Annotated in this window: 25 protein-coding genes and 1 tRNA gene; 11 read left to right on the forward strand and 15 right to left on the reverse strand. The window is 64.3% G+C overall.

Annotated features, from left to right (window positions below; all coding sequences use genetic code 11):
* Positions 1 to 35 precede the first annotated feature (35 nt).
* The 5 genes from metG (at position 36) to mazG (ending at position 4181) form a co-directional block, all read left to right on the forward strand.
* Positions 36 to 1604 (forward strand): methionine--tRNA ligase, encoded by a 1569-nt coding sequence (gene metG, locus ACT17R_RS10495; RefSeq protein WP_186403312.1) that lies wholly within the window; start codon positions 36 to 38, stop codon positions 1602 to 1604.
* Positions 1604 to 2380, forward strand: coding sequence for a TatD family hydrolase (locus ACT17R_RS10500; RefSeq protein WP_062902443.1), 777 nt, complete (start codon positions 1604 to 1606; stop codon positions 2378 to 2380). The genes metG and ACT17R_RS10500 overlap by 1 nt, the downstream gene beginning before the upstream one ends.
* A 13-nt stretch (positions 2381 to 2393) precedes the next feature.
* Entirely contained in the window at positions 2394 to 3158 is a 765-nt protein-coding gene (locus tag ACT17R_RS10505) for an MBL fold metallo-hydrolase (protein WP_062902442.1), read from the forward strand.
* Positions 3155 to 3331: a hypothetical protein gene (locus ACT17R_RS10510; RefSeq protein ID WP_217373591.1), complete on the forward strand. Its 177-nt coding sequence runs from the start codon at positions 3155 to 3157 to the stop codon at positions 3329 to 3331. The genes ACT17R_RS10505 and ACT17R_RS10510 overlap by 4 nt, the downstream gene beginning before the upstream one ends.
* Before the next feature lie 76 nt (positions 3332 to 3407).
* Positions 3408 to 4181: a nucleoside triphosphate pyrophosphohydrolase gene (gene mazG / locus ACT17R_RS10515; protein ID WP_234178971.1), complete on the forward strand. Its 774-nt coding sequence runs from the start codon at positions 3408 to 3410 to the stop codon at positions 4179 to 4181.
* On the opposite strand, the gene hflX is transcribed toward mazG, so the two are convergent.
* From hflX to dusB, 7 genes are all read right to left on the reverse strand, one after another.
* The gene (hflX, locus tag ACT17R_RS10520; protein WP_444809416.1) at positions 4159 to 5499 is read right to left on the reverse strand and encodes a GTPase HflX; all 1341 of its coding nucleotides are present in this window, start codon (positions 5497 to 5499) and stop codon (positions 4159 to 4161) included. The two genes, mazG and hflX, sit on opposite strands and share 23 nt — an antisense overlap.
* Before the next feature lie 8 nt (positions 5500 to 5507).
* Positions 5508 to 6002 (reverse strand): RNA chaperone Hfq, encoded by a 495-nt coding sequence (gene hfq / locus ACT17R_RS10525; RefSeq protein ID WP_003051691.1) that lies wholly within the window; start codon positions 6000 to 6002, stop codon positions 5508 to 5510.
* Positions 6003 to 6119: 117 nt separating this feature from the next.
* Entirely contained in the window at positions 6120 to 7499 is a 1380-nt protein-coding gene (ntrX, locus tag ACT17R_RS10530; protein WP_003051693.1) for a nitrogen assimilation response regulator NtrX, read from the reverse strand.
* Positions 7489 to 9780: a sensor histidine kinase gene (locus tag ACT17R_RS10535; protein WP_234178973.1), complete on the reverse strand. Its 2292-nt coding sequence runs from the start codon at positions 9778 to 9780 to the stop codon at positions 7489 to 7491. Before ACT17R_RS10535 ends, ntrX begins: the two co-directional genes overlap by 11 nt.
* A 105-nt stretch (positions 9781 to 9885) precedes the next feature.
* On the reverse strand, positions 9886 to 11307 hold the full coding sequence (locus tag ACT17R_RS10540; RefSeq protein WP_444809417.1) for a sigma 54-interacting transcriptional regulator: 1422 nt from the start codon (positions 11305 to 11307) through the stop codon (positions 9886 to 9888).
* Complete coding sequence (locus tag ACT17R_RS10545; RefSeq protein ID WP_062902438.1) at positions 11304 to 12407, reverse strand: two-component system sensor histidine kinase NtrB; 1104 nt, start codon at positions 12405 to 12407, stop codon at positions 11304 to 11306. The genes ACT17R_RS10540 and ACT17R_RS10545 overlap by 4 nt, the downstream gene beginning before the upstream one ends.
* The gene (gene dusB / locus ACT17R_RS10550) at positions 12404 to 13402 is read right to left on the reverse strand and encodes a tRNA dihydrouridine synthase DusB (RefSeq protein WP_444809418.1); all 999 of its coding nucleotides are present in this window, start codon (positions 13400 to 13402) and stop codon (positions 12404 to 12406) included. The genes ACT17R_RS10545 and dusB overlap by 4 nt, the downstream gene beginning before the upstream one ends.
* 97 nt (positions 13403 to 13499) lie before the next feature.
* Here dusB and ispF point away from each other — a divergent pair, with 97 nt between their 5' ends.
* Both ispF and ACT17R_RS10560 read left to right on the forward strand, forming a co-directional pair.
* Positions 13500 to 14684 (forward strand): 2-C-methyl-D-erythritol 2,4-cyclodiphosphate synthase, encoded by a 1185-nt coding sequence (gene ispF / locus ACT17R_RS10555; RefSeq protein ID WP_444809419.1) that lies wholly within the window; start codon positions 13500 to 13502, stop codon positions 14682 to 14684.
* Positions 14685 to 14687: 3 nt separating this feature from the next.
* Positions 14688 to 15245, forward strand: coding sequence for a CinA family protein (locus tag ACT17R_RS10560; RefSeq protein WP_040590758.1), 558 nt, complete (start codon positions 14688 to 14690; stop codon positions 15243 to 15245).
* Here the strand turns inward: ACT17R_RS10560 and ACT17R_RS10565 are convergent.
* Positions 15188 to 15667: a type II toxin-antitoxin system RatA family toxin gene (locus tag ACT17R_RS10565; RefSeq protein WP_062902435.1), complete on the reverse strand. Its 480-nt coding sequence runs from the start codon at positions 15665 to 15667 to the stop codon at positions 15188 to 15190. The genes ACT17R_RS10560 and ACT17R_RS10565 overlap by 58 nt on opposite strands.
* A gap of 7 nt (positions 15668 to 15674) precedes the next feature.
* Entirely contained in the window at positions 15675 to 16628 is a 954-nt protein-coding gene (gene lipA, locus ACT17R_RS10570; protein WP_003051716.1) for a lipoyl synthase, read from the reverse strand.
* Positions 16629 to 16664: 36 nt separating this feature from the next.
* Here lipA and ACT17R_RS10575 point away from each other — a divergent pair, with 36 nt between their 5' ends.
* Both ACT17R_RS10575 and ACT17R_RS10580 read left to right on the forward strand, forming a co-directional pair.
* Positions 16665 to 17303, forward strand: a complete 639-nt coding sequence (locus ACT17R_RS10575; RefSeq protein ID WP_003051719.1) for a carbonic anhydrase — start codon at positions 16665 to 16667, stop codon at positions 17301 to 17303.
* Positions 17304 to 17351: 48 nt separating this feature from the next.
* A complete protein-coding gene (locus tag ACT17R_RS10580; protein ID WP_062902433.1) occupies positions 17352 to 18695 on the forward strand; it encodes a chloride channel protein in 1344 nt (447 codons plus the stop codon).
* An 83-nt stretch (positions 18696 to 18778) separates the two neighbouring features.
* On the opposite strand, the gene ACT17R_RS10585 is transcribed toward ACT17R_RS10580, so the two are convergent.
* The 3 genes from ACT17R_RS10585 to ettA all read right to left on the reverse strand — a co-directional run bounded on the left by ACT17R_RS10585 (position 18779) and on the right by ettA (position 21304).
* Positions 18779 to 19069, reverse strand: a complete 291-nt coding sequence (locus ACT17R_RS10585) for a hypothetical protein (protein ID WP_202988283.1) — start codon at positions 19067 to 19069, stop codon at positions 18779 to 18781.
* A gap of 106 nt (positions 19070 to 19175) precedes the next feature.
* Positions 19176 to 19619: a PaaI family thioesterase gene (locus ACT17R_RS10590; RefSeq protein ID WP_003051729.1), complete on the reverse strand. Its 444-nt coding sequence runs from the start codon at positions 19617 to 19619 to the stop codon at positions 19176 to 19178.
* A gap of 5 nt (positions 19620 to 19624) precedes the next feature.
* Positions 19625 to 21304 (reverse strand): energy-dependent translational throttle protein EttA, encoded by a 1680-nt coding sequence (gene ettA, locus ACT17R_RS10595; RefSeq protein ID WP_003051732.1) that lies wholly within the window; start codon positions 21302 to 21304, stop codon positions 19625 to 19627.
* Positions 21305 to 21438: 134 nt separating this feature from the next.
* Between ettA and ACT17R_RS10600 the strand changes: the two genes are divergently transcribed.
* Together ACT17R_RS10600 and ACT17R_RS10605 are read left to right on the forward strand one after the other, a co-directional pair.
* A complete protein-coding gene (locus ACT17R_RS10600; RefSeq protein WP_234178978.1) occupies positions 21439 to 22800 on the forward strand; it encodes a M28 family peptidase in 1362 nt (453 codons plus the stop codon).
* Positions 22801 to 22946: 146 nt separating this feature from the next.
* On the forward strand, positions 22947 to 23198 hold the full coding sequence (locus ACT17R_RS10605; protein WP_003051737.1) for a hypothetical protein: 252 nt from the start codon (positions 22947 to 22949) through the stop codon (positions 23196 to 23198).
* A 113-nt stretch (positions 23199 to 23311) separates the two neighbouring features.
* Here ACT17R_RS10605 and ACT17R_RS10610 read toward each other — a convergent pair whose 3' ends face one another.
* From ACT17R_RS10610 to ACT17R_RS10620, 3 genes are all read right to left on the reverse strand, one after another.
* Positions 23312 to 25171, reverse strand: coding sequence for a CshA/CshB family fibrillar adhesin-related protein (locus ACT17R_RS10610; protein WP_234178979.1), 1860 nt, complete (start codon positions 25169 to 25171; stop codon positions 23312 to 23314).
* Between the two features lie 104 nt (positions 25172 to 25275).
* Positions 25276 to 25352 (reverse strand) — tRNA-Pro (locus ACT17R_RS10615).
* Positions 25353 to 25390: 38 nt separating this feature from the next.
* Positions 25391 to 26866: a M20 family peptidase gene (locus tag ACT17R_RS10620; protein ID WP_444809420.1), complete on the reverse strand. Its 1476-nt coding sequence runs from the start codon at positions 26864 to 26866 to the stop codon at positions 25391 to 25393.
* Positions 26867 to 26924: the final 58 nt, after the last annotated feature.

Here is a 26924-nt window from a genome sequence, read left to right on the forward strand (position 1 = left end):
TTTCCCTTGGCCGCGCCAGCGGCTAAGGCGCGCGCATGTCCGAACCATTTTATATCACCACCGCCATCAGCTATCCCAACGGCCGTCCGCATATCGGTCACGCCTACGAGGCCATCGCGACCGACGTGATGGCGCGCTTCCAGCGGATGCGCGGCCGCGACGTGCGCCTGATCACCGGTACCGACGAACATGGGCTGAAAATGTATCAGACCGCGCGCGACCAAGGCCGTGCGACGATCGATCTTGCCGACGAAATGTCGGGATATTTCCGTGAGATGTATAGAAAACTGAATATCAGCTATGACAATTTCATGCGCACGTCGGACCCGGCGCACCATCGCGCATCGCAGGCGATCTGGCGGGCGATGGAAGCCAATGGCGACCTCTACCTCGACCGCTATGAAGGCTGGTATTCGGTTCGCGACGAAGCTTTCTATGATGAAAGCGAACTGACCGACGGGGAGGGGGGCGTTCGCCTGTCGCCGCAGGGGACGCCGGTCGAATGGACCGTCGAGGAAAGCTGGTTCTTCCGCCTGTCGGCCTATCAGGACCGTTTGCTCGCGCTCTATAACGACAATCCCGACTTCATCCGCCCCGAAAGCCGCCGCAACGAGGTGCTGCGCTTCGTCGAGGGCGGATTAAAGGATCTGTCGGTATCGCGCACGAGTTTCGATTGGGGCGTCCCGGTGCCGGGCAGCCCCGGGCATGTGATGTATGTCTGGGTCGACGCGCTCACGACCTATTTGTCGGGCATTGGCTATCCTGACATGGACGGCGATTTTGCACGATTCTGGCCGGCGAACATTCATATGATCGGCAAGGATATCGTTCGTTTTCATACTGTTTACTGGCCGGCCTTCCTGATGAGTGCCGGTCTGCCGCTTCCGCGCCAGGTGTTCGGTCACGGCTTTCTGCTCAACCGCGGCGAGAAGATGTCGAAATCGCTCGGCAACGTTGTCGATCCGATGACGCTCGCCGAACAGTTCGGCGTCGATGCGCTGCGCTATTATCTGCTCCGCGAAGTCAGCTTTGGGCAGGACGGCAGCTATTCGGCCGAAGCGATCGTGCGCACCGCGAATGCCGACCTCGCCAACAGCTTCGGCAATCTTGCGCAGCGCAGCTTGTCGATGATTTTCAAGAATTTGGACGGCGAGATTTCGAACGATTACTCTCCGAGTGAGGAGGATTTGGCTCTTAGGAGCGCCGTTCGCGACGCCGCAGTAAATTTGCTTCCTCGTGAGTTTGAAGAGCTGTCATTTTCCGTCGGCATTGAGGAATGGCTCCGCGCAGTTTTTGCTTGCAACCAGTATGTTGATACGCAGGCCCCGTGGGCGCTGCGCAAGACCAATCCAGAACGGATGCGTGCTGTGCTGATGACTCTCTTTCGGGCTATTCGCACACTCGCGATTGCGATCCGTCCGGTGGTGCCGTCCGCGGCTGACGCGCTGCTCAACCAGATGGGAATCGCCGACGATGCGCGCGACTTCGCCGCGCTTGCCGACACCGAATGGTTTGCGAAGCTTGCTGCCAGCGGTTTTGCGGTCGGCCAGCCGGTTCCTATCTTTCCACGCCTTGAACTGCCCGAAGGGGAAGGGGAGGCCTGATGCTCGTCGATTCGCACTGCCACCTCAATTACAAGGGGCTTGCCGAGCAGCAGGGTGAAGTGCTGGAGCGCGCGCGGGCGCGCGGCGTCACCGCGATGCTCAACATCGCAACGCGCGAGAGCGAGTGGGACGACGTCCTGGCTGCTGCCGAAGCCAATACCGATGTATGGGCTAGCGTCGGCATCCATCCGCACGATGCCGATCATCATCCCGATGTCGACACCGCCAAGCTGGTCGAGCGCGCCGCGCATCCGCGCGTGATCGGGATCGGCGAGACGGGGCTCGACTATTATTACGACAAGAGCGATCGCGTGCGGCAACAGGAAAGTTTTCGCCGCCATATCCACGCATCGCAGCAGACCGGCCTGCCGATCATAGTCCACACCCGCGATGCCGAAGCCGACACGCTGGCGCTGCTCGGCGAAGAGATGGAAAGGGCGTCTTACACCGGTGTGATTCATTGCTTCACCGCGAGCGACGACTTCGCCAAAGCGGCGCTCGACCTTGGGCTGTTCATCTCGATCTCGGGGATCGTGACGTTCAAAAATGCCGCCGATCTTCAGGCCACGGCAAAATGGCTGCCGCAGGACAGGCTGCTGATCGAAACCGATTCCCCCTTCCTTGCCCCCGTCCCGCATCGCGGCAAGACCGGCGAGCCGGCCTTTGTGGCCGATACGCTGGCTTTTCTGGCCGACCTGCGCGGCGATGATCGCGAAGCGCTGGCAGCGGCGACAAGCGCGAATTTCTACGCGCTTTTCAACAAGGCGGCGCCATGACGTCACACGCGCCATGAAGGTTCGCATTCTAGGGTGCGGTACCTCTTCCGGGGTACCGCGGATCGGTAACGACTGGGGGCAATGCGACCCCGACAATCCGCGGAACCTGCGCAGCCGGGCCTCGATCATGATTTCGCTCGGCGGATACCGGCTGATCGTCGATACCAGCCCCGACATGCGCCTGCAGCTGCTCGACGCCGGGATCGGCGAGGTCGATGGGGTGATATGGACCCACGAACATGCCGATCATACGCACGGCCTCGACGATTTGCGTCAGATCATGCATCTGCGCGGTTCGGCCGTGCCGGCCTACGCCCGCGCGCATGTTCTGGATATTCTGAAATGGCGCTTCACCTATGCCTTTGCCGGCAACGCAGGCTATCCGGCATCGGTCGATCCGATCGAACTGGCCGATCATCAGTGGATCGGACCGATCGAAGTATCGGCACTCGAAATGCCGCACGGCCCGATAAAGGCCAGCGGCCTGATCTTCAGCGACGGTGCGCACAAGATCGGATACGCGACGGATTTTTCACGATTTACGGAGGAAATGGTCGATTTCTTCCAGGGGGTCGACTTGTTCGTGATCGACGCGCTCCGCCGCTATCCGCACCCCACGCATCCGCATCTCGCGATGACGCTCGAAGGGCTCGCCAAGGTCGGCCAGCCGCGGGCCATTATCACGCATATGGACAATACGATGGATTATGACGATCTGGCCGGCGAGCTGCCTGACGGCGTCGAGCCTGGGTACGACGGGCTGGAGGTGGAATTGTGAACGGCGATACCACGGTGCAGATGATCTGGTTCGTCGGGGCCTTTGCGCTGGTCTTGAGCTCGCTCGCGGCCAGACGGCTCAATCTGGCCGACGGGCTGAAGATGGCGCTCGCGTGGGTGGCGATCTTTGCGCTCGTATTTCTCGTCGTCCGGACGTGGGGGCTTTTTGCCTGACAATTCAACGAGAGGGGGGCAAACGGGCCTCCCCGTTATATTGAATTTAACATAATATATATTATCGGATAATCTTATGTCGAATACGCCTTCGCTGTCCCCCATCGATCGACTGCTCGCGATCATGCGTCAGTTGCGCAATCCCGATGGTGGGTGTGAGTGGGATTTGGCGCAGGACTTCACAACGATCTCACCTTACACGATCGAGGAAGCCTATGAGGTTGCCGACGCCATAGCCTCCGGATCGCCCGATGCGATTTGCGACGAGCTTGGAGATTTGCTGCTCCAGGTCGTTTTTCATGCCCAGATCGCTACCGACAAAGGCCTGTTCGGGTTCGACGACGTCGCCAATGCGATCAGCGACAAGATGGAACGGCGCCACCCGCATATCTTCGGCGATGCAACGACGCATGACGTTCGCCAGCAATGGGAACAGATCAAGGCGGCCGAGCGCAGCGCCGACGGCGCCAAAAGCGTGCTCGACGGCGTGGCGTTGTCACTGCCGGCGCTCCTGCGCGCGCAAAAGCTGCAAGGCCGCGCTGCGCGGGCGGGATTTGACTGGCCCGATGCCGACGGACCGCGCGCCAAGATCGCCGAAGAACTGGAAGAAGTCGAAACGGCCCCTGACGACGCAGCGCGGGCGGAGGAAGTCGGCGACCTGCTCTTCGCGGTGGTGAACTATGCGCGGCACCTCGGCGTCGATGCCGAAAGCGCACTCCGTGACGCCAACGCCAAGTTCGCGCGCCGCTTCATGGCCGTCGAAGCACGCGCTGGCGCCGACATGGCGCATATGCCGCTCGATGCGCTCGAAGCGCATTGGCAGGCGGTCAAGGCTTCGGAAGCCCCTTAGCCGGCCAGACGCGGCGGAAGCGGGCCTGATCGGCGGGATCGAGCCGAACGGTGAGCACATGCCCCTCACCCTCTGCCCTGTTATCAAGGACTTCGCCACGGGCGTGGAGCCAGGCAAGCGCCTCCCCTTCGTCAAAGCCAAGAAAAATCTGCTGTATTTCGTGGCCTTCGGTTAGCCGCGCCGCCATCAGCGTCCGCGCCGCCTCGACGCCCTCACCCGTGAAGGCCGAAATGACCGCGACGTCGCTGCGCCGTGCGGCAATCTCGACGATCTCGGCGCGCCGCTCGGGCCCCGCAGTGTCGATCTTGTTCCAGATTTCGATCTGCGGAATCGGGTCGGCGGCGTCCTCCCCTTCCCCGTCCTGCGGCCCATTGACCCCGAGCGAGTCGAGGATCGCCTTGACGTCGTCATATTGCGCGTCGCTGTCGGGATGGACGATGTCGCGGACATGGACGATCAGATCGGCCGTCGTCACTTCCTCTAGCGTTGCGCGGAAGGCGGCGACGAGTTCGGTCGGAAGGTCGGAGACGAAGCCGACCGTGTCGGAGAGGATTGCCTTGTCAATCCCCGGCAGGCGGATTTCGCGCATCGTCGGATCGAGCGTCGCGAACAGCATATCTTCCGCCATGACGTCGCTTCCCGTCAGGCGATTGAAAAGCGTCGATTTTCCGGCGTTGGTATAGCCGACGAGCGCGACGACGGGCCAAGGTGCCCGCTGCCGCTTGGCGCGTTGGAGTTGGCGCGTGCGCCGCGCATCGTCGAGCTGGCGGCGGATGCGCGCCATACGATTGCGGATCATCCGGCGGTCGGCCTCGATCTGCGTCTCGCCGGGGCCGCCGAGGAAGCCGAAGCCGCCGCGCTGGCGCTCGAGGTGGGTCCAGCTTCGCACCAGCCGTCCCGCCTGATAGTCGAGATGCGCTAGTTCGACCTGCAACCGCCCCTCGGCGGTCGCGGCGCGCTCGCCGAATATCTCGAGGATCAGGCCGGTGCGATCGATCACCTTCGTTCCGAAGGCGGTTTCCAGATTGCGCTGCTGGATCGCGGTCAGCGCGGCGTCGACGATGACAAGTTGCACGTCGTGCGCCGCAATCGCGGGCTTGATAGCCTCGATCTGACCGACGCCGATCAGCGTTGCCGCGCGCGTCTGGCGGAGGCGCAGCGGATGCGCTGCCATCACCTTGAGCCCGATCGCGACCGCGAGCCCCTTTGCTTCCTCAACGCGCGCGTCGAGATCGCGCGACAGGCGCTGGCCGTGCCATTCGGGCACGACAAGCAGCGCGGGCGCACCGCGCGTTACCTCTTCGGCGCTATCGGACATCGGGTCGATCAGGCGTCGCCGTCGGCTTCGCCATTGTCGGTCAGATTGATCGGGCCGTTGGGCTGAACCGTCGAAATGGCGTGCTTGTAGACAAGCTGCACCTGGCGTTCGCGTTCGAGCAGCATGCAGAACAGATCGAAGGCGACGATATCGCCCTGCAGCATGACGCCGTTGACAAGGAACATCGTCACCGACTCTTCGGAACGGCGCACCGCATTCAGGAAAACGTCCTGAAGCGCCTTGCCCTTGGCGGTGGGAACTTCGCGCACATCGGCGCCGAGCGAGGCCAGGTCGAAATCATGCGACGGCATGATCGTCGAGATCGCGTGCTTGTACACGAGCTGCGACTGGCCGTCGCGGCGGAGCAAGAGCGAGAAATTGTCGAACCAGGTGATTATTCCCTGCAGCTTCACGCCCTTGACGAGAAACATCGTCACCGGGGTCTTGCTGCGACGCAGAGCGTTGAGAAAAAGATCCTGAAGATTCTGGTTTTTATCGGACACATTTGCCTCCTGTTTTTGGCGGCCGAGCCGCGGGTTCGATGCGCCGACGATGAGCCCCTTGTCGTCTTCGCAGCCGCAATATGCGGCAAAGAGCGGATCAGGTCTAGGGTAAAGCCACTACCCTTCGCCGTCCTGATTCTCGGTCAATCCCAACAGCTTCAGCTTTCTATGGAGAGCCGAACGCTCCATCCCGATAAAGGCTGCGGTGCGCGAGATATTTCCCGAGAAACGGTTGATCTGGATGCGCAGATATTCGCGTTCGAAATTCTCGCGCGCCTCCTTGAGCGGAATCGCGGTGATCGATTCGCTGTTGGGCAGGATGTCGGTGCCGCCGCGGACCAGCTCCGAAGGCAGCATATCGGCATCGATCCGGCCGAGCCGATCGCTCGGCGCGAGGATCATCACCCGCTCGATCACGTTGCGCAATTCGCGCACATTGCCGGGCCATTCATGCGCCTGGAGCGCCGCCATCGCCTCCGAGCTGATCTCGGGCGGCGGCACGCGCCGTTCGGCGGCATAACGGCCGACGAAATGGTCGCAGAGGCTTGCAATATCGTCGCGCCGCTCGCGCAGCGGCGGAATATGCACGGGCACGACATTGAGCCGGTAATAGAGATCTTCGCGAAAGCGCCCTTCGGCGATTTCGCTCATCAAGTCGCGCGCGGTGCCCGAAATGATGCGCACATCGACGCGGATCATCGTTCGCCCACCGACACGCGTGAAGCTCTGGTCGGTCAGGACGCGCAAGATCTTGCCCTGCGTCGTCAGCGGCATGTCGGCGACTTCGTCGAGGAAGAGCGTCCCGCCATGCGCCTGTTCGAGCAGACCGACGCGGATCGCCCCGTCGTCGCTTTCCGACCCGAACAATTCGATCTCGACCGTTTCGGGGTCCATCCGGGCCGACGAGATGACGCGGAACGGCGCATTCTGTCGCCCGCTCCAGCCATGGAGGACGCGCGCCGCAACCTCCTTGCCGACGCCGGGAGCGCCGGTGACGAGCACCCGGCTGCCGGTTCCCGCCACGCGTTTCAGTGTCGCGCGGACATTGTTGATCGCGGTGCTGCTGCCCGTGAGTTCGTCGGCGGGACCGGCCTTTTCGCGAAGCTGTTCATATTCGAACTTCAGCCGCTCGCTTTCGGTCGCGCGCGCGACGAGGTGCAACAGACGCTCGGCCTCGAACGGCTTTTCGATGAAGTCGTAGGCGCCGCGGCGGATCGCCGCGACGGCGGTGTCGAGACCGCCATGGCCCGAAATGACGATGATCGGCAGCGTCGGGTCGAATTCCTTGATCGCCTCGACCAGCCCCAATCCGTCGAGCCGCGACCCCTGCAGCCACACGTCGACCAGCGCGAGCGACGGGCGCCGCTGGCGGATCGCTTCGAGTGCGGCATCGCTGTCGGAGGCGGTCCGCGCTTCATAGCCTTCGTCTTCCATGACGCCGGCGACCAGTTCGCAAATGTCGCGTTCGTCGTCGACGATCAAAATATCAAGCGCCATGTTCTTCTCTGTCCTGCCGGTTTCTGATGCGCCCCGGCACCGATTCGATCTGCCCTGTTGGAACTCCCCCGCCCTTGCCAGCCAATGGCCGCAGGCGATCGGCGTGCAGCGTCAACGTGACCTGCGTCCCCCGCCCTTCCGGATTGTCCGAAAATTCAAGCTCGCCATAATGTTGCTCGACGATCTTCTTGACGATCGCAAGGCCGAGCCCCGTCCCGCCCTGCCGCGTGGTCATATAGGGTTCGGCGATCGCGTCGCGCGCCTCGGGCAGCCCGATGCCATCATCGGTGACGCGGATGACCACCGCATCCTGCGGGCCGATGTCGAGTTCGGCGCGGATATGGCCCGAAACCGGGCCATCCGATTTTTTCGTATTTTCCTCGATGGCTTCAACAGCATTTTTGACGATGTTCGTCAGCGCTTGCGATAGCAGGCGGCGGTCGCAGACGAGCGGCTCGATCTCGTTCGGCGTCTTGACGCTGAATATGATGTCGGGCTTCGCTACCTCGAACAGGAACACCGCCTGGCGCAGGATGTCGCGGATATCCTCGACCCCGAAGGTCGGCTTCGGCATCCGTGCAAAGCTGGAAAATTCGTCGACCATGCGGCGCATATCGTGAACCTGCCGTACGATCGTGTCGGTCAATTTGCGGAAAGTGGCGGCATCGCCCTCGATCTTTTCGCCGAAGCGGCGCTGCAATCGTTCGGCGGCGAGCTGAATCGGGGTCAGTGGATTCTTGATTTCATGCGCAATGCGGCGCGCGACGTCAGACCAGGCGGCGCGGCGCTGATCGAGCAATTGCTGGGTTATATCCTCGAAGCTCAGCACGAAGCCGTCGCCTTGCGCGACCGCCTTCGCCGCGAGCGTCGCGGGTTCGGCATCGCGGCGGGCCAGCTGAACGATCCCTTCCTGCTCCCCGCCGCTCAGGAGCGCGGCCAGTTCGGGCGCGACATCGCCGAGCGGTTGCCCGGTCAAGGTTTCGGCGCTTTGCCCGATCAGGCTTTCGGCGGCGGCGTTGGCGAGAAGAATGCGATGCTGCGCATCGACCGAGACGACCGCCGATGAGACGCCGCTCAGCACTGCTTCGATGAAGCTGCGCCGCGTTTCGAGCTGCTCATTGACGTTGACGAGCGCGCTCGTCTGCCCCTCGAGCTGCTCGGTCATGCGGTTGAAGGCGCGCGTCAGCACGGCAATCTCGTCGTCGCGGGCCGGCGGCGTGACGCGCACCGACAGATCCCCGCCCGCCGCGGTGCGCGTCGCGCCGATCAGGGTGCCGAGCGGCCGCGTGATGCGGTCCGCGACGACGATCGCGGCCACCACCGCCAGCGCCAGCAACAGAAGCGAACCGAGATAGAGCGCGCCGTTGAACTGCAACTGGAGCTGCTGCGATCGCTGGAACAGGTCGTTATAGTCGGCAAGCACGGCCCCCGCCCGCGCGGATTGCTGAAAGCCCGGCACATTGGCGTCGCGAGACGCATAGACGTAGGCACTCTCCGTTCCCGGCAAGCGGGCGGCTGCCTCGACGCGGTCGGCCTGACGGACAACGACGACATCCTCACCCGCCTTGAGGCGGTTCACCATGGTCGGCGTCAGGCGACTCTCGGCCGCGCGCTTGTCGGGATCGATGGCTGCGGCGGTCCGGACGACCCCGTCCTTTCCGACTTCGATAATCGCCGACTCATTGAGGCTGCGCACCACGACCTGTTGCAGATAGTAATTATAGAAGCCGGGACTATCGACGGGAAACTGGGTCAGTTGCTTACCGAGGTCGGTCGCCATGGCATATGTGTTGGCCCCGACCTGTCGTTGGTTCTCCTGATAATAGCCTTCGGCAAGATTGGCCGCGTTTTCGAACATGCCGCGCGAGCGGTCCGAGAACCAGAAATCGACCCCGAACTGGAACAGCAGCGAAGCGAATATCACCACCAGCAATGTCGGCGTTGCCGCGATCAGCGAAAAGAGCGCGACGAGGCGTACGTGCAGCCGCCCATTGCCGCCGCTCATCGTCCGTTCGGCGCGCGCACGGGCCACGCGGCTGCCGATCAGGACGATGAGCGCCATCGCGGGAACGAGGTTGGCGACCATGATTGCCGCGACGAGCGCCGGGGTCAGCAACCGCTCGCTCTGCGCGTCGCCGGTGACGAAGATATAGGTGCCGATCGCAACACTCGCGATCAGGGCGAGCGTATAATATTCGGGCGCGCCGAACCGCCACCAGCCGCTCCGCGCGTCCGTATCACCGGGTTCGCCGTCAAGAGCCGAGGGGAAAGGCTGCGTCATTGTGGCTGCGATACGACAATCCTGTTGCATAGAAAACACACAATATGCGCCGGCGCGCCGATAAGTGTGCTTTTCCGGTCAACGGGAGCACGTGCGATGCGGCGCCTAGGGATGCGCCGGATCGATGTCGAGTTGCCCCAATCGCTTGCGCAGCGTGTTGCGGTTGATCCCGAGCCGTCGGGCTGCCTCGAGCTGGTTGCCGCGTACTTCGCGCAGCACGCGGCGGAACAACGCCGCCTCGACGATGGCTTCTAGGTCGCTGTGGATGGCGCCGTCGCCGTCGGTGCCCGCCAGCCGTTCGCGCACCCAATCGTCGACCGCGTGCGCGATCAGGTCCGCCGGCGCGGTGAAGGCGGGCGCCATGCCGCCGCTTTCGCGCAGCACTGTCTCGACATCGCGGGCGGTGACGACGGTGTCGCGCGCCAGAATGGCGAGACGCTGGACCACATTGCCGAGTTCGCGAACATTGCCTGGCCAGTCGTGGCGTTCGAGCAACTGCATCGCCTCGGGCGCGAATTCGCGGTCGGGCAGCCCCGACTGGCGCCCTGTCTCGACAAAATGGCGGACGAGCGCGGCGATGTCGCTGCGCCGGTCGCGGAGTGGCGGCAGGCTGACCGGAATGACGTTGAGGCGATAGAAAAGATCTTCGCGGAAGCGCCCCTCGGCGACGAGGCTGCGCATCTCGCGGTGGGTCGCGGCGACGACGCGGACATCGGCTTTCAGCGCCTGACTGCCGCCGACGGTCGAATATTCGTTGGTTTGCAGGACGCGCAGCAGCCGCGTCTGTGCCTCGAGCGGCATGTCGCCGATTTCGTCGAGGAACAGGGTGCCGCCCGACGCCTGTTCGAACCGCCCGGCGCTGCGGCTGTGTGCGCCGGTGAAGGCGCCCTTTTCGTGACCGAACAATTCGGCCTCGATCAGTTCGCGCGGGATCGCGGCCATGTTGATCGCGACGAAGGGGCCATTGCGGCGCAGGCCCGTCGCATGGATCGCGCGCGCGACGACCTCCTTGCCCGTCCCCGATTCGCCGAGGATCAGGACAGCAAGGTCGTTCGAGGCGAGCCGCGCGATGGTGCGATATACCGCCTGCATCGCCGGGGCGCGGCCGATCAGCCCGTGGCTGTCGGTTTCGGCCGCGTCGACCTTGCCGAGCGGTTGCCGGCCCCGTGCCAGGGCGGCGCGGACGCTGGCGGTCAACTCCTCGAGATCGAAGGGCTTGGGCAGATAGTCGTAGCTGCCGATCCCCTGCGCGCGGACCGCGGTGTCGAGCGTGTTCTGCGCCGAGAGAACGATCACCGGTGTTTCGGGCGCCACGCCCGCGCCGGGCAGCGAATCGATGCCGTCGCCGTCGGGCAGGACGACGTCGGTGATGATGAGGTCGGGGCGATGATCGGCGAGCCAGGCATTACGCTCGGCGATGCTGCCGACCGCGGCGAGCAGGGCGCATTCGTCATCCAGCGTCTCGCGGATGATGAGCGAGATCGCGGGATCGTCCTCGACCAGCAGGATCGTCTTGTCGGTGGTCATGGCCGCGGCTCCTTGCGCGCCGATGACTGTGCGGCGGGCAGATTAACGCGAAAGCGCGTCCACTCGCCATCGCGGACATGCTGGACGGTGCCGCCCATGTCGCGCGCGAGCTTCGCGACGAGCGCGAGACCGAGTCCCCTGCCCTCGCGCTTCGTCGTCACGAACGGGTCGAACAGGTCGTCGCGGATGTCGGCGGGCACGCCGGGGCCATTATCGCTGACGCTGACCTCGATCGGCAGCGCAATGCGGCCGCGACCGTCGCCATTGTCGATCGACAGGCCGTGGCGATAGGCGGTGGCGATGCGGATGACGCCATCGTCACGCCCGCCGAGCGCCTCGCCGGCATTGGTGACGAGGTTCAGCAATATTTGGACCATGGCGTCATGGTTGCCCTGCACCATCGGCAGCGAAGGGTCGAAATCCTCTGAAAAGCGGACCCCGGGCAATTGCCGCGCGCGCACCGCCTCCAGCGCTTGATGGATCGGCTGATAGAGGTTGATCGGCGTGCAGGCGATCGGCTGCCCGCGCGAAAAATGCTCCATCTGGTCGATCAGCGTCGTGATCCGGTCGACCTCGGCGCAGATCAGCGTCGTGAAGCGTTCGCCGCTTGCATCGGTCTTGCGCGCGAGAAGCTGCGCGGCGCCCTTGATCCCGGCGAGCGGATTCTTGATTTCGTGTGCCAGCATCGAAGCGGCGGCCCCCGCCGCACGGCCCGACCGTCCGATCGCGCCGCCCATCAGTTCGGCTTCGCTTTGCGACGGAACGAGCGCGAGGATGCGGTGCCCGTTGCTGCCATAGGGCACCATCTGCATATCGACGAAGATCGACTTGCCGCCGCCGATGCGGATTTCGGCGCGATGGGCGAACAATGCCGAGGTGTCGGGATCGTTCATGCGCTGACGATAGCCGCGGTCCATGCCGATGACGTCATAGACGACGCGCCCGACCATCGCCGAGCGGCTGATATTGCAAAGCTGTTCGGCGGCCGCGTTGACAAACAGGACGACGGCCCCGCGGTCGATCAGCAGCGTCGCGACCGGATGCGACTGGATGATTTCGTCATGGTCGAACGTCGGGATGCTCGACGTCAACGCGCTCACGCAGCCGCCTTGCTCAGATAGGGCGCGTAAAATTCCTCGAGCGCATCGAGTACGCCCTTGCTGTCGGGGATCTGGTTGACGCGGTTGCGGAATTCCGCCGAACCGTGGAGCCCCTTTACATACCAGCCGAGATGCTTGCGCGCCATATTGACGCCGGTCATTTCGCCGTAATGGTCGATCATCGCCCGATAATGCGATGTAATGACGTCATATTGTTCATCGATGCCAGGGTCGGGGCGCTCGCCCTCGCCGCGCAGCGCCGCCATCACCTGCCCCAGCAACCACGGCCGGCCATAGGCGCCGCGGCCGATCATCACGCCATCGGCGCCGCTCTGATCGAGCGCGGAGCGCGCATCGTCGACCGAACAGATGTCGCCATTGACGATCACCGGGATCGATACTGCATCCTTGACCCGGCGCACGAAGGCCCAGTCGGCGCTGCCGCTATACATCTGGTTGCGTGTGCGGCCGTGGACGGTCACCAGTTTCGCGCCGAGATCCTCTGCGATATGCGCGAGTTCGGGGGCGTTGAGGCTGTCATGGTCCCAGCCCATGCGCATCTTGACCGTCACCGGCACGCTGACCGCCTTGACGCAGGCTTCGATCAGCGCCGCAGCCAGCTTGAGATCGCGCATCAGCGCCGATCCGGCATCGCCGTTGGTGACCTTGCGCACCGGACAGCCCATGTTGATGTCGATGATCGCCGCGCCGCGCTCTTCATTGAGCTTCGCGGCCTCGCCCATTTCATAAGGCGTGCAGCCGACAAGCTGCATCGAAACGGGTTCCTCGACCGGATCCCAGGCAGCTTTCTGGATCGATTGCCGCGTCTCACGGATCGCGGCCTGGCTCGCGATCATCTCCGTGACGTTGAGCCCTGATCCGTAATAGCGGACGATCTTGCGGAACGGCAGATCAGTGACGCCTGTCATCGGCGCGAGGATCACGGGATCCGCGATGGTGATATTGCCGATCTGGATGGGCCGGAGCGGCGCCATAACGGGGAGCTTTCGTTGGAATTGCCTAAATTTTGTGCAGCCACTACACGCTAAGGCGCTTTTCCGCAAGCCGCGGCTGCGCTAACCGGCGCGCGTCATGACCGACTCCGCGCCCCTGCCGTCCGGCTCCGTCGCTGTCGTGCTGCTCGCCGGCGGCGTCGGCGCGCGCGCGGGCTTTGGGCGTCCCAAGCAGCTTGTCCCGATCGGCGGCAAATCCGTGCTGCGCTGGAGCCTCGATGCGTTCGCCGCGCACCCGGCCATCGGTGCGGGCGTGCTCGTCGGCGATGATGACGTCGTGGCGGCGGCAGGCCCCCTGCCCGCCAGCTGGACGACCGCTGCGCCGGGCATCGAACGCCAGCAGTCGGTCGCGAATGCGCTGGGCGCACTGGCCGACTGGAGCGACGATGCGATCCTCCTCGTCCATGATGCGGCGCGCCCCGGCGTTTCGGCGGCGGTAATCGACCGGCTGCTCGCCGCCGTTGCGGAGGGGGCTGTCGCGGCGACGCCGACGCTGCCCGTTCCCGATACGCTGATAACCGGGGTTGACGGGGTGGCGGGTGACGTCACCGACCGCAGCCGACTCGCGCGCGTCCAGACGCCGCAGGCCTTCCGGCTCGGTGCGCTGCGCCGTGCTCACGCGGGTGCCGGCGACGAGGCGGCGACCGACGATGCGCAACTCGTCCGCCGGCTTGGTCATGCTGTGGCAACGGTTCCGGGCGACGCGCGGCTGCACAAATTGACCTATGCCGACGATCTCATCATTCTGTCCGCCCTGCTCGGAGGAGGCAAAGCCGCGATGCGTACAGCCGTCGGCATGGGTTATGACGTTCACCGCCTTGTTCCCGACAAGCCGCTGTGGATCGGCGGGATTGAAATCGCGCATAGCCATGGGCTTGAAGGGCATAGCGATGCCGATGTCGCGCTCCACGCGCTGACCGACGCGATCCTCGGCGCGCTGGCCGATGGCGATATCGGGGACCATTTCCCGCCGAGCGATCCGCAATGGCGCGGGGCGGCGTCATGGCGCTTCCTGGCCTTTGCCGCCGAACGGGTCGCGGCCCGGGGCGGACGGATCGCCCATGTCGATCTGACGATCATCGCCGAAGCGCCGAAAATCGGCCCGCATCGCGCCGCGATCCGCGCGCGCCTGTCCGAAATTCTTGCGATTTCGATTGAAACCATTAGTGTGAAGGCAACAACCACCGAGCGGCTGGGCTTTACGGGCCGCCGCGAAGGGATCGCCGCACAGGCCATCGCGACTTTAGAACTTCCGGAGAATTGAACCTTGCCGTCCGCCGTCGAAACGCGCCAGACCGCGCGCGAAGAAGCCGCCACGTCCGTTCTTGCCGCCAATCGCGCGGCGGGGCGCCGCGTTGCCATCGCCGAAAGCTGCACCGGCGGCATGGTGTCGGTGGCGCTCACTGACATTCCCGGTAGTTCCGATGTCTTCAGCGCCGGATTCATTACCTATTCGGCCGACGCCAAGAAGCGCCAGCTCGACGTCAGTAGCGAAATTCTGGAAACCTTCGGTGAGGTGTCGCTGGCGACCGCCTGGGCGATGGCCGCGGGCGTGCTGGCGAACAGCGATGCCGACGTTGCGGTATCGATCACCGGCATCGCGGGTCCCGGCGGCGGATCGGATAAGAAACCGGTGGGCATCGTCGTGTTTGCGCGCGCGCTGCGCGGCCAGGATCCCGATGATTATTTCACCCAGCGGGTGCAGTTCGATTCGACCGATCGCGCGACGATCCGCCATCACGCGACGATGTTCGCGCTCGACCTGCTTCAGCCCGACAAGGACGCGCTGCGTCCGTCGGAGGATGTCACGCTTCCCGCACCGTAAAGCGCATCGGCGCGCATTTCGAACGCCGCGATCATCTTACGGAGCGCCTTGTCGAACATCTGCCCGGCCAGCGCCTCGAAGACGCGGCTGCGGAACGAGAAATCGACCATGAAGTCGACCTTGCACCCGCCGCCGTCGAGCGGCGTGAAATGCCATTCATTGTTGAGGTGGCGCATCGGGCCGTCGATATAATCGACGACCACCTTGTCGGGCGCGCGCTTGTGGACGCGGCATGAAAAGCTTTCGCGCAATCCCTTGAAGCCGACGATCATGTCGGCCACCGCCTCGCGATCGCTGTCGGCGCGGACACGCAGCGCGACCACCCACGGCAGAAATTCGGGATAGCGCGCGACATCGGTCACGAGCGCGAACATCTGTTCGGCGCTATAGGGCAGCTCGCGCGTTTCGTGATGCCTCGGCAATGCGGCGTCAGTCCGCCTTGGCGCGCGCGAGCTGGGCTTCGCGCGCGGCGCGCATCTTCGCGAAATCGTCGCCCGCATGATAGCTCGACCGCGTCAGCGGCGAAGAAGCGACCTGCAGGAAGCCCTTGGCGCGGGCGATCTGGGCATAGGCATCGAACGCCTGCGGCGTCACGAAGTCGATCACCTTCGTATGCTTGGGGGTCGGCTGGAGATATTGCCCCATCGTCATGAAGTCGATGTCGGCGCTGCGCATGTCGTCCATCACCTGATGCACTTCCATCCGCTCTTCGCCGAGCCCGAGCATGATGCCCGATTTGGTGAAGATCGACGGATCGCGGCGCTTGACGCTTTCGAGCAAGCGGAGCGACGCATAATAGCGCGCGCCGGGACGGATCGTCGGATAGAGCCGCGGAACCGTCTCCAGATTGTGATTGTAGACGTCCGGCCGCGCATCGACGATCGCGGCGACGGCATCGTCGGGCTTGTTGCGGAAATCGGGGGTCAGAATCTCGATCGTCGTCTGCGGCGTTTCGCGGCGCAGCGCCTCGATCACCTTGACGAACTGGCTGGCGCCGCCATCGGGCAAGTCGTCGCGGTCGACCGAGGTGATCACGATATGGGTCAGCCCCATCTTCGCCGCCGCGGCCGCCGTATGTTCGGGTTCGAGCAGATCGACGGGGCGCGGCATGCCGGTCTTGACGTTGCAGAAGGCGCAGGCGCGCGTGCAGGTATCGCCGAGGATCATCACCGTCGCGTGCTTTTTGGTCCAGCATTCGCCGATGTTCGGGCAGGCCGCTTCCTCGCACACCGTATGCAGATTGAGATCGCGCATCAGCTTGCGTGTTTCGGCATAGCCGGGGCTGGTCGGCGCCTTGACGCGAATCCAGTCGGGTTTGCGGGCGCGATCGGACGGTTTTTGCAGCGGAGCGTTCATGGCGCCCACATAGGCGCACACGCACATCTTCTCAACCGTCCATCCTGTGCTAAAGCGCGCGTCATGACTCGCTTTGCAGAACTGATCGACGGCTATCGCCGTTTCCGCGCCACCGGCTGGCAGCAACAGCGCGACCGGTGGGATGAATTGGCCGAGGGCCAGTCGCCGAAGGTGATGGTGATCGCCTGTTCGGACAGCCGCGTCGAACCGTCGCAGATATTCGACACCAATCCGGGCGAGATATTCGTCGTGCGCAATGTCGCCGCGCTCGTCCCGCCCTTTGAAACGACGCCGGGCCGTCACGGCGTATCGGCCGCGCTCGAATTTGCGGTGCAGTTTCTGAAGGTCGAGGAAATTGTCGTGATGGGCCACGGGATGTGCGGCGGCTGCCACGCGGCGCTGCACCGGACGATGGAGGGTGCCGAACCGGGCCGCGGCGGTTTCATCGCCGACTGGATCGCGCTGCTCGACGATGCGAGCGCCGACGTGCGTGCGGCGCATCCCGACTATGACAATCGCGTAGCGGGCCGTGCGATGGAGATGGCGGGGGTGAAGGTCAGCCTCGACAATCTGCGCACCTTCCCGTGCATCGAGGAGAAGGAAAAGCGCGGCACGTTGCGGCTGCGCGGCGCCTTTTTTGCGATCAGCGACGGCGTTCTCCACATTCTCGATGAAAAAACTGGAGAATTTTCGCCCGCCTGACCCCGCCAGGGGTTGCGCTCCCCCGCGCGGGGGTCCAACAGGCGCGCCATGCTCTCCAAGCCCAACCTGCCGCGCTGGATGCGTCTGTGGCAGTTGCGCGCCGGCCGGCGCGCGCGCAGCGAGGTCGTCGATATCCGGCGGCGCGTCGCGATGGTGGGCGGGGCGCTGCTGCTCGGCTTCGTTGCCCTCGTCTTTGCAGCGGCGGGCGACAAGGTTCAGCGGCTGATCTTTCAGATATCGGCGGTCGCCTGGTGGTTGCCGCTGCTCATCACGCCATCGGTATTCGCGCTGATCGTTTGGTTGACCAACCGCTATGTCCCCGACGCGCGCGGGTCGGGCATTCCGCAGATCATCGCGGCGGGTCGCTATCCCGATCAGGCGGCCGACGGCCCGCTGGTGTCGCTCAAGACCGCCTTTGCCAAGCTTGCGCTGACGCTGACGACGCTCGCCGCGGGCGGATCGGTGGGACGCGAGGGGCCGACGGTTCAGGTCAGCGCGGCGATCATGGTCGCGATGCATCGGCTGCTCAAGGTCCGCATTTCCGCCGGGGTGTTCATCGCCGGCGGTGCCGCGGGGGTCGCCGCAGCCTTCAACACGCCGCTCGCCGGGATCGCTTTCGCAATCGAGGAACTCGCATCCGCCTATGAACAGCGCGTCGCGGTGCTGACGATGGGGGCGGTGATGATCGCCGGTCTCGTCAGCCTGTCGGTGGCGGGCGACTATGTCTATTTCGGCGCGATGCGCGAAACGCTCCCCGTGGCCGACGTGCTGTTGATCGCGCCAATCGCGGGGATCGGCGGCGGCCTGGCCGGCGGGCTCTTTGCGCGGATCGTGCTGGCGGCGAGCGACCGGTCCGCCGGCTGGGCGCGCAAGGCGGCGGCGCGCCCGATCCTTTTCGCAGCCGTTTGCGGCCTCGTCGTCGCGGGGGTGAGCATCGCGACCGGCGGCGCGACGTGGGGCACCGGCTACGACGTCACCAAATTCCTGGTCGAAGGCAACCACGGCAAGCTGTGGTTCTTTCCCGCCAAGTTCGTGACCGCGCTCGCCTCGACGTTGAGCGGCGCGCCGGGCGGCATTTTCGCGCCCTCGCTCGCGGTCGGCGCCGGGTTCGGCAATTTGTTGACGCCCGCCTTCCCCGATAGCCCGACCGGCGCGGTGGTGATGATGGGCATGGTCGCCTATTTCGTCGGGGTCGTGCGCGCGCCGCTGACCGCCGTCATCATCCTGATCGAGGCGACCGCCGCGCGCGGCGTGATCCTGTCGCTGTTCGCGACGGCGCTGATCGCCGACTGGACAAGCGCGCAGGTCTGCCCCACCCGCCTCTATCATGGGCTGTCGAAGCGGATGATGCCGACGAAGCAGAAAGCAACAGCGGCGCCATCGGAGGGCTAAATTCCGGGCGCCAGGTGGCGGCTTTGGGGTGGGAAGGCGACCGGCAGCTATGGAATAATCGGACCGCCAAAGCTGACATCACCTTATTGTGACAGCGCAGATTCGTATCTCGCAATCAGATCGGCAAAGTGAAGCTTTGCTCGGGCAATGCACGCTCGGTGCCAATAAGTGAACAGCAATACCGCCACCCCGGCGACAGACGGCCCGACGATCCAATCTGTCTGGCCATCACGAATGGCTAGGCCGACCGCAAATGCCATCAGGGCGGCCACAACCCAAGCCTGAACTGTAAAGAACGGAACGAGTTTCCACCACATAGGGGGAATAGGTCTGCCGCTTCTCGGGTCGAATGTGATGGAATAGAGAGCGCCCATAGCTGCTAATCTCATACCTCGACAATGTCTGCAATGGCGGCCGAACAATTCGCCTTAAGCGGCAACAATTGGTCGTAACCGGCCATTTGCCAGGATGCACGCCCGCCTAGGGAATGGCGTAGGTCACGTTCGCCTGTCCGACCGGCTTGTCGGGATCGTCGGTCCACACGCGGACATCCATCACCGCGAGCCGCTTGCCAAGGCGCAGCATATAGGCGTCGGCCATGACCGGGCCCGGTCGGCACGGGCGCAGGAACTGATAGTTGAGCGCGCTCGTCACCGCCATCGCGACGGGGCCGATATGGGCGAGGACGAGGGCGTAGGCGGCCATATCGGCAAAGCCCATCTGCGTCGGGCCGGAAATCAGCCCGCCGGGGCGCAGCGCCTTGTCGTTGGGATCGATGCGCGCCTGGATATGGCCCGGCGCGGCCGCAACGACATGGCCACGCGACCCCGGTTCGGAGTGGGGGAAGGCTTCGGCCATGAAGGCGTTGAGCGCGTCCGCATCCATGCGGATCGCGCTCGCCGAGATAGGCGCCTCCCCCGCCACGATTTTTAGCGCGACAGCTTCTTGTAGGTCGTCGCGTGCGGGCGCGTCGCTTCGTCGCCGAGGCGGCGGATCTTGTCCTCCTCATAGGCTTCGAAATTGCCTTCGAACCATTCGACGTGGCTGTTGCCCTCGAACGCCAGGATGTGGGTCGCCAGACGGTCGAGGAAGAAGCGGTCGTGGCTGATGACCACGGCGCAGCCGGCGAAATTTTCGAGCGCTTCTTCAAGCGCCGCGAGCGTTTCGGTGTCGAGGTCGTTGGTCGGTTCGTCGAGCAGAAGGACGTTGCCGCCCTCCTTCAGCATCTTGGCCATATGAACGCGGTTGCGTTCGCCGCCCGACAACATGCCGACCTTCTTCTGCTGGTCGCCGCCCTTGAAGTTGAAGGCGCCGACATAGGCGCGGGTCTGCATCTGATGCTTGCCGATCGTCATCAGTTCGTGCCCGCCCGAGATTTCTTCCCAGACATTCTTATTGGGGTCGAGCGCATCGCGGCTCTGGTCGACATAGCCGAGGCGCACGGTGTCACCGATCACGACCTCGCCGCTGTCGGGGGTTTCCTGACCCGTGATGAGCTTGAACAGCGTCGACTTACCCGCGCCGTTCGGCCCGATGACGCCGACGATGCCGCCCGGCGGCAGGGTGAAGGACAGATCTTCGAACAATAGCTTGTCGCCATAGGCCTTGGAGACATTGTGAACCTCGATCACCTTGCCGCCCAGACGTTCGGGCACCTGAATGACGATCTGCGCCTTGCCGGGGGTGCGGTTCTCCTGCGCTTCAACGAGCTGGTCGAAGCTCTTGATACGTGCCTTCGACTTGGCCTGGCGTGCCTTGGGCGACTGCCGGATCCATTCGAGTTCGTCCCGGATCGCCTTCTGGCGGCCCGCTTCCTCGCGCGATTCCTGTTCGAGGCGCTTCGCCTTCTTTTCCAGATAGGTCGAATAATTGCCCTCATAGGGGAAATAGCGACCGCGATCGAGTTCGAGGATCCAGTTCACGACATTGTCGAGGAAGTAGCGATCGTGGGTGACGAGGATGACGTTGCCCGGATAATCAACGAGATGCTTTTCGAGCCAGGCAACGCTTTCGGCGTCGAGGTGGTTGGTCGGTTCGTCGAGCAGCAGGATCGATGGCTTTTCGAGCAGCAGGCGCGTCAGCGCAATACGGCGCTTTTCACCGCCCGACAGGCTTTCGACGCCCCAGTCGCCCGGCGGACAACGCAGGGCTTCCATCGCGATTTCAAGCTGGTTGTCGAGCGTCCAGCCGTCGACCGCGTCGATCTTTTCCTGCAACTCGCCCATTTCGGTCATCAGCGCGTCGAAATCGGCATCCTCGGGCGGATCGGCCATCAGCGCGCTGATCTCGTTGAAGCGGTCGAGCATGTCGGCGACGGGGCGGACGCCGTCCATGACATTTTCCTTCACCGTCTTCGTCGGATCGAGTTCGGGTTCCTGCGCCAGATAGCCGAGGGTAATCCCCTCGCCCGGCCACGCTTCGCCGGTGAAATCGGTATCGATGCCCGCCATGACTTTCATCAGCGTCGACTTGCCGGTGCCGTTGGGCCCGACGATGCCGATCTTCGCATCCGAATAGAATTGCAAATTGATGCCGTTGAGCACCGGCTTTTGCGCGCCGGGATAGGTCTTGGTCAGACCCTTCATCACGAAACTATATTGGGCGGCCATGAAATGCTCCGAAACTGGCTGAGCCGCGCAGCGCGCGGCCGGAAGAGAATGAGGTCGCGGGCCGGTTAGCGAATGGGCGCGCGCTTGGCAATCGACGCTTGCGGCAGGGCGTATTGGCTGGTTAGGACAGAGGCATGACACATCGCCGCACAATCGCTCGCCTGACCGGCCTCGCCGCCTGTCTTTTGTCCACCGCCGCCTTTGCCGCGCCGAGCGCCGTCGAGATGGCGCAAACGGGCGAAGACCCGGCGCTCAAGATCACCGAAGACCTTACGACCGAGATCGGACCGCGCATGGCGGGGACCGAAGCCGAGACCGCTGCCCGTAAATGGGCGGTCGAACGGCTGCGTTCAATGGGCTTCGCCAATGTTCGTGAAGAAGCCTATACCATGCCGGTCTGGGTCCGCGGCGCCGAGACGGCCGAACTCACCGGACCGTTCCACCCCCAGAAGCTCGCGATCGCCGCGCTGGGCAACAGCGGCTCGACCGGAGCCGACGGCATCGAGGGCGACATCGCCTATTTCCCGAGCTTCGACGCGCTGAAGGCCGCGCCCGATGCCGCGGTCAAAGGCAAGATCGTCTTCATCGACAACCAGATGAAGGCGGCGCAGGACGGCAGCGGCTATGGCTATTTCGGACGCGGGCGCTTCGTCGGGCCAAACGCGGCCGCCAAAAAGGGCGCCATCGCCATCGTCATCCGATCGATCGGCACCGACAGCCATCGCAATCCGCATACCGGCGTGACCAATTTCGAAGCCGGTGTCACGCCGATCCCCGCGGGTGCCATCTCCAATCCCGACGCCGACCTGCTGGTCCGGCAGTGGCAGCACGGCAAGCCGCTGGGCCTGAAGCTGTTGCTGACCCCGAAAACGCTGGGCGACCAGCCGTCGGGCAATGTCATCGCCGAAGTCCCTGGCAGCGATCCCAAGGCGAGCCCGGTCATCATCGCCTGCCATCTCGACAGCTGGGATCTCGGCACCGGCGCGATCGACGATGCGGCGGGCTGCGGCATCATAACGGCCGCGGCGAAGCATATCATGGCCGCGGGGCAGCCGCGGCGGACGATCCGCATCCTGTGGGCCGGTGCCGAAGAAGTCGGCGTGTTCGGCGGCAAGGCCTATTTCGATGCCCATGGCAAGGAACGCCACGCGGTCGCCATGGAGTCGGATTTCGGTGCAGACCGCGTCTGGCGCGTCGATTTCAAGCTGCCCGAGGGCGCAGCCGGGCTTGCCGACCGCATCGCCGCGGCACTCGCGCCTTATGGAATCACCCGCGGAAAGCAGCCTGCGGGTGGCGGCGCCGATGTCGGCGCCCTGATCGAGTCGGGGGTGCCGACCATCGACCTGCAACAAGATGGGACACGCTATTTCGATATTCACCACACGCCCGATGACACGTTCGACAAGGTGGATCCCGCGCAAATCCGCCAAAATGTGGTCGCCTGGACGGTCACGATCGGGCTGCTTGCAAATAGCGCCGATGCCGAGCTACCATGACGGACAGCGCGGGGTAATCAGAACAGGGCGCGCCTGCCATCTCAATTATTTTTGTTGACGATTGGTACGGAACGTCTAAATCCCGCCGCTCGCGGGACGGGAAAGTTTCCCCAGCGCGGAATGGCATTTTAGGGAGCCCACACATCATGAAGAAGTTTGCTGCTATCGCTGTTGCTGCCAGCATGTTCGCCCTCGCCGCTTGCGGTGAAAAGGCTGCTGAAGAAGCGACCACCGAAGCTCCGGCTGCTGACACCGCCGCTGAAGCTGGTGCGGACACCGCCGCTATGGCTGCTGACTCGGCTGCTGCTGCTGCCGATACGGCTGCTATGGCTGCTGACACCGCCGCTGCCGCTGCTGACTCGGCTGCGACCGCTGCCACGGCAGAAGAAAAGAAGTAAGTCACAGCCCTTCGGGGCAATGACCGAAACAAAGGGCGGTCTTCCTTCGGGAAGGCCGCCTTTTTCTTTGCGCGCTGCTTTTTCACCTCTGTCAGCCTGGGTGCGCGCACAGCTCAGTTGACCACGCCCTCGATGCTCAGCGTGAAGCTGGTGGGCGTGCCGGTCGATCCCGCCATGCTGCCCTGCGGCCGCAGGCAGACATAGCGGACCGCGGGGTCGTAGGTGGCGACCGGCGAATAGGTGCAGGCGGCAAAGCTGGCCGGCGCGGTTGCAGCATTGGAATAGCGGATATCGCTCGCGGCGCTGAAGCTGAGCGCGCTCGTCGGCGATCCCTGGGTGAAGACCGGCGATGCCGCGGTCCCGACGCTGATCTGCGCCGGCAAGCTGTCGACGATGAACACGCTGTTGCTGTCGGTCGCGGTCGGTCCGCTGTTCTGAACCGTGAAGCTGTACCGCACGACCGCCCCCGGTATCGCTTTCGGGTTCGTCGTGCCGTTGACCGGATCCGACACCAGCGTCGAGCTTTTGGCGATTGCCAGCGTGGCGTTCGATCCGCGCTTGGTATTGGTGATGACGCAAGCGATCACATCGCCCATTTGCGGCGTCACGCTGCCGCCCGGACTTGTCGGCAGAGGCGTCGACGAGGCGGCGGCATTGGTGCAGTTCATCGTCGCCGTATACTGGCCCAGCGTCGTCGTCCCTGCGGCCGCTTCCGACAGGCTGTACGCCGTGCCGGCGCTGAGCTGCACCTGCGGCGTCGAACCATTCGACACGGTCGCCCCGCTGCCCGTCGTGGTGGTGGTGCCGACCACCGTGGCACCCTGCGCGATCGTCAAGGTGAACTGGTCGCCGCTGAACTGACGGCCGGACGCTGCCAGAGCCTTGGTCAATGTCAGATGCGGATAAGGCGTCTCGGTAAAGGTGCATTGCACCGCATCGCCGAACTGGAGCGATCCGAAATTATAGGCGGTGGTGACGACATTGGTCGGCAGCGGCGTGCTCGAACCGGTTGCCGTATTGGTGCAGGTCAGCGCCGAGCGATAATGCGACAGGCTGTTGACGCTGCCGGCGGCCATCGTCTGGTTCAGCGTCAGCGGGATCGCCGCCGAGCTCGACAGCGCGGCCGAGGTAAAGGGACCGAGGCCGGTGCCGCTCGACGTCCCCGTTGCCAGCGTCGATCCCGTTCCCGTCGTGTTGACCGAAAAGGTGAACTGGTCGGCCGGGTTGGCGCGTGCGCCCGAAATCTGCGTGTTCAGCCGGATCGAGGCGAAGCGCACCGCGAACATCGCGCCTTGCAGCCCCCCGCCCACCAAAGTCGTCGTTACCGACGTCGGCGATGTCGACCCCATGATATAGGCGCCCACGGTTCCCGCAGCGCCCGTTTCGGTGAAGCTGTTCGTTCCCGTCCCGGTCGTCGTCGGATAGGTGCTGCCGCTGATCGGCCCGGCGCGATCGAGCTCCTGCCAATTGCCGCCATTGGTCTGGAATCGCAGCGATTCGCCTTCGTTGCTCGACTCGCCGTCGGCGGCGACAAACATATAGGCGCTGATCGTCCCGGCTGCGGGCGGCGTCAGCGCGATGCTGCTGATCGCGATGGTCGTTGTCCCGGCCGCGGTCTGATACATGATCGGACGCCCGGCGATGCCAAGAAAAGCCGTATTGCCGACCGCACTGCCCGACCAGGACGGCGATGTAGCGGCGGTCATCGCCGCTCCCGACACCTTGAGATTGAAGCTCATCACCGTGCCGTCGGACAGGGTGAAGGAAAAATTCTGTCCGGACGCCGATCGCGCCGTCGTTTCGCTGTAACCGGTAAAGTCGAGCCAGCAATAGGTCTGCCAATCGGCAGGCCCGGTCGATCCCTGAGCGGTCGCGTAATAGCAATTGGCCGCCATTGCGGGACTTGCAGCGCACAGCGCCGCAAACAGCGCCGCCAGCGCCGCGAACAGTTTCTTCAGACGGCCGCCGGTCATCTCGATATCTGGTCCCTATCTCGACCCGCGAGCATAGAGAGGATTGTTTAGCAGCGGGTTAAGCATGGCCGCGCGCAGCCAGAGGGGGCGCTGCGGTGAAGCATTGGTCGGGGAGACAGGATTCGAACCTGCGACATCCTGCTCCCAAAGCAGGCGCGCTACCGGGCTGCGCTACTCCCCGACCGTGGAAGGCGCCTTAGACAGGCTTGGAGCGCAAGTCTATCCCGCTGACGTCGCGATCAACCGCGCATAGAAATCGATCATGCGTTTGAAGCTGTCGATCGCCATATGCTCGTTGGTGCCGTGGATCATTGCCGATTCCTTCAGCGTGAAATGCATCGGCATGAAGCGATAGACGTCCTCGGACACGCCCTCCATGCTGCGGCTGTCGGTGCCGCCGACGACGAGCATCGGGCTGAGCACCGCCTCGGGCGCGTCGGCGCGTGCCGCTGCAGCGATCCACTTCCAGCCCTGCGACGTTGACGAAGAGATGCGCGACGGTTCGCGCGGCGGCTTGACCCAGGCGAGATCGACCTTGGCATCGCCCACCGCCGCCTTCGCGCGCGCCATGATGTCCGACGACCGGTTCCACGGCGCGATGCGATAGTTGATGAGCGCATTGGCCGATTGCGGCAGTACGTTCTCCTTGGGGCTGCCCTCGAGCATCGTCGGCGCGATCGTGGTGTGAAACGCCGCCGCGGTCGACGGCGAGCCGGTGAGCTGGCGCTTGAGTATCGGCCCGAACAGCCACTGGTTGGCGACCGCCATCTTGGTAACGCCGCCTTTCTTCGCGGCGAGCACTTCGATCATCGAGGCACCGGGGCCGCGCACCTCCATCGGAAAGGGATCGCCGGTAATGTCGAGGATCGCCTTGGCCAGCGTTTCGACCCCGGTTTGGGCCGGCGGCATCGAGCTATGCCCACCGGGGGCATTGGCCGTGACCTTCAGCGTGCCATAGCCCTTTTCGCCGACGCCGATCAGGATGGCCGGGCCGTTGATGACCGGCGTGTCGGTGAGCACGATGCTGCCTTCGTCTATAGTGAAGATCGCCTTGACGCCCTTCGCCTTGAGCTGCGCCGCCGCGGTGATGGCACCCGATCCACCCGCCTCCTCGTCGTGGCCGGAGATGAGGTAGATGCTGCGCTTCGGCTTGAAACCCTGCACTGCCAGCGCCTCGATCGCCTCGAACAGGCCGACGAGCGATCCCTTGTCGTCGACGGTGCCGCGGCCCCATACCGCGTTATCGGCAATCGTCCCCGCGAAGGGCGGATATTTCCAGTCCTTCTCGGTCCCCGGGGTCACCGGCACGACATCCTGATGCGCCATGACGATGATCGGCGCCGCGGCGGGATCGCTGCCCTGCCATTGGTAGATCAACGTCTTGTTCGGCAGGATGGTGCGGGTCATCGCCGCATGGGCCGCCGGATAGCTCGCCGCGAGCCAGCCGTGCAGCCGGTCCCACTGCGCCCCGTCGTTGTCGGCGGCATCCTGATGCGAGACGGTCGGAATCTGTGCCGCTTCGCTGAGGTGCCGGACGGCGGCCTGCAGGTCGTACGTAGGCGCGGGCGCGAGCGTCACGTCGCTGCCGTCGGCGATGTCCTTGGGCGCAAAGGTCGCGGTTCGCACGCCGACGACAGCCCCGACCGCCACGATGACCGCCAGCCCGCCGAGCAGGATCGTCTTCTTGCTTGCCATGTCCCTCTCCCTTTCAACTCGGCCCAATGGACAGCGACCGGTTGCAATTTGCAAGGGA

It is taken from the genome of Sphingopyxis sp. Q841, from assembly GCF_052384365.1.
Taxonomy (GTDB): domain Bacteria; phylum Pseudomonadota; class Alphaproteobacteria; order Sphingomonadales; family Sphingomonadaceae; genus Sphingopyxis; species Sphingopyxis terrae_A.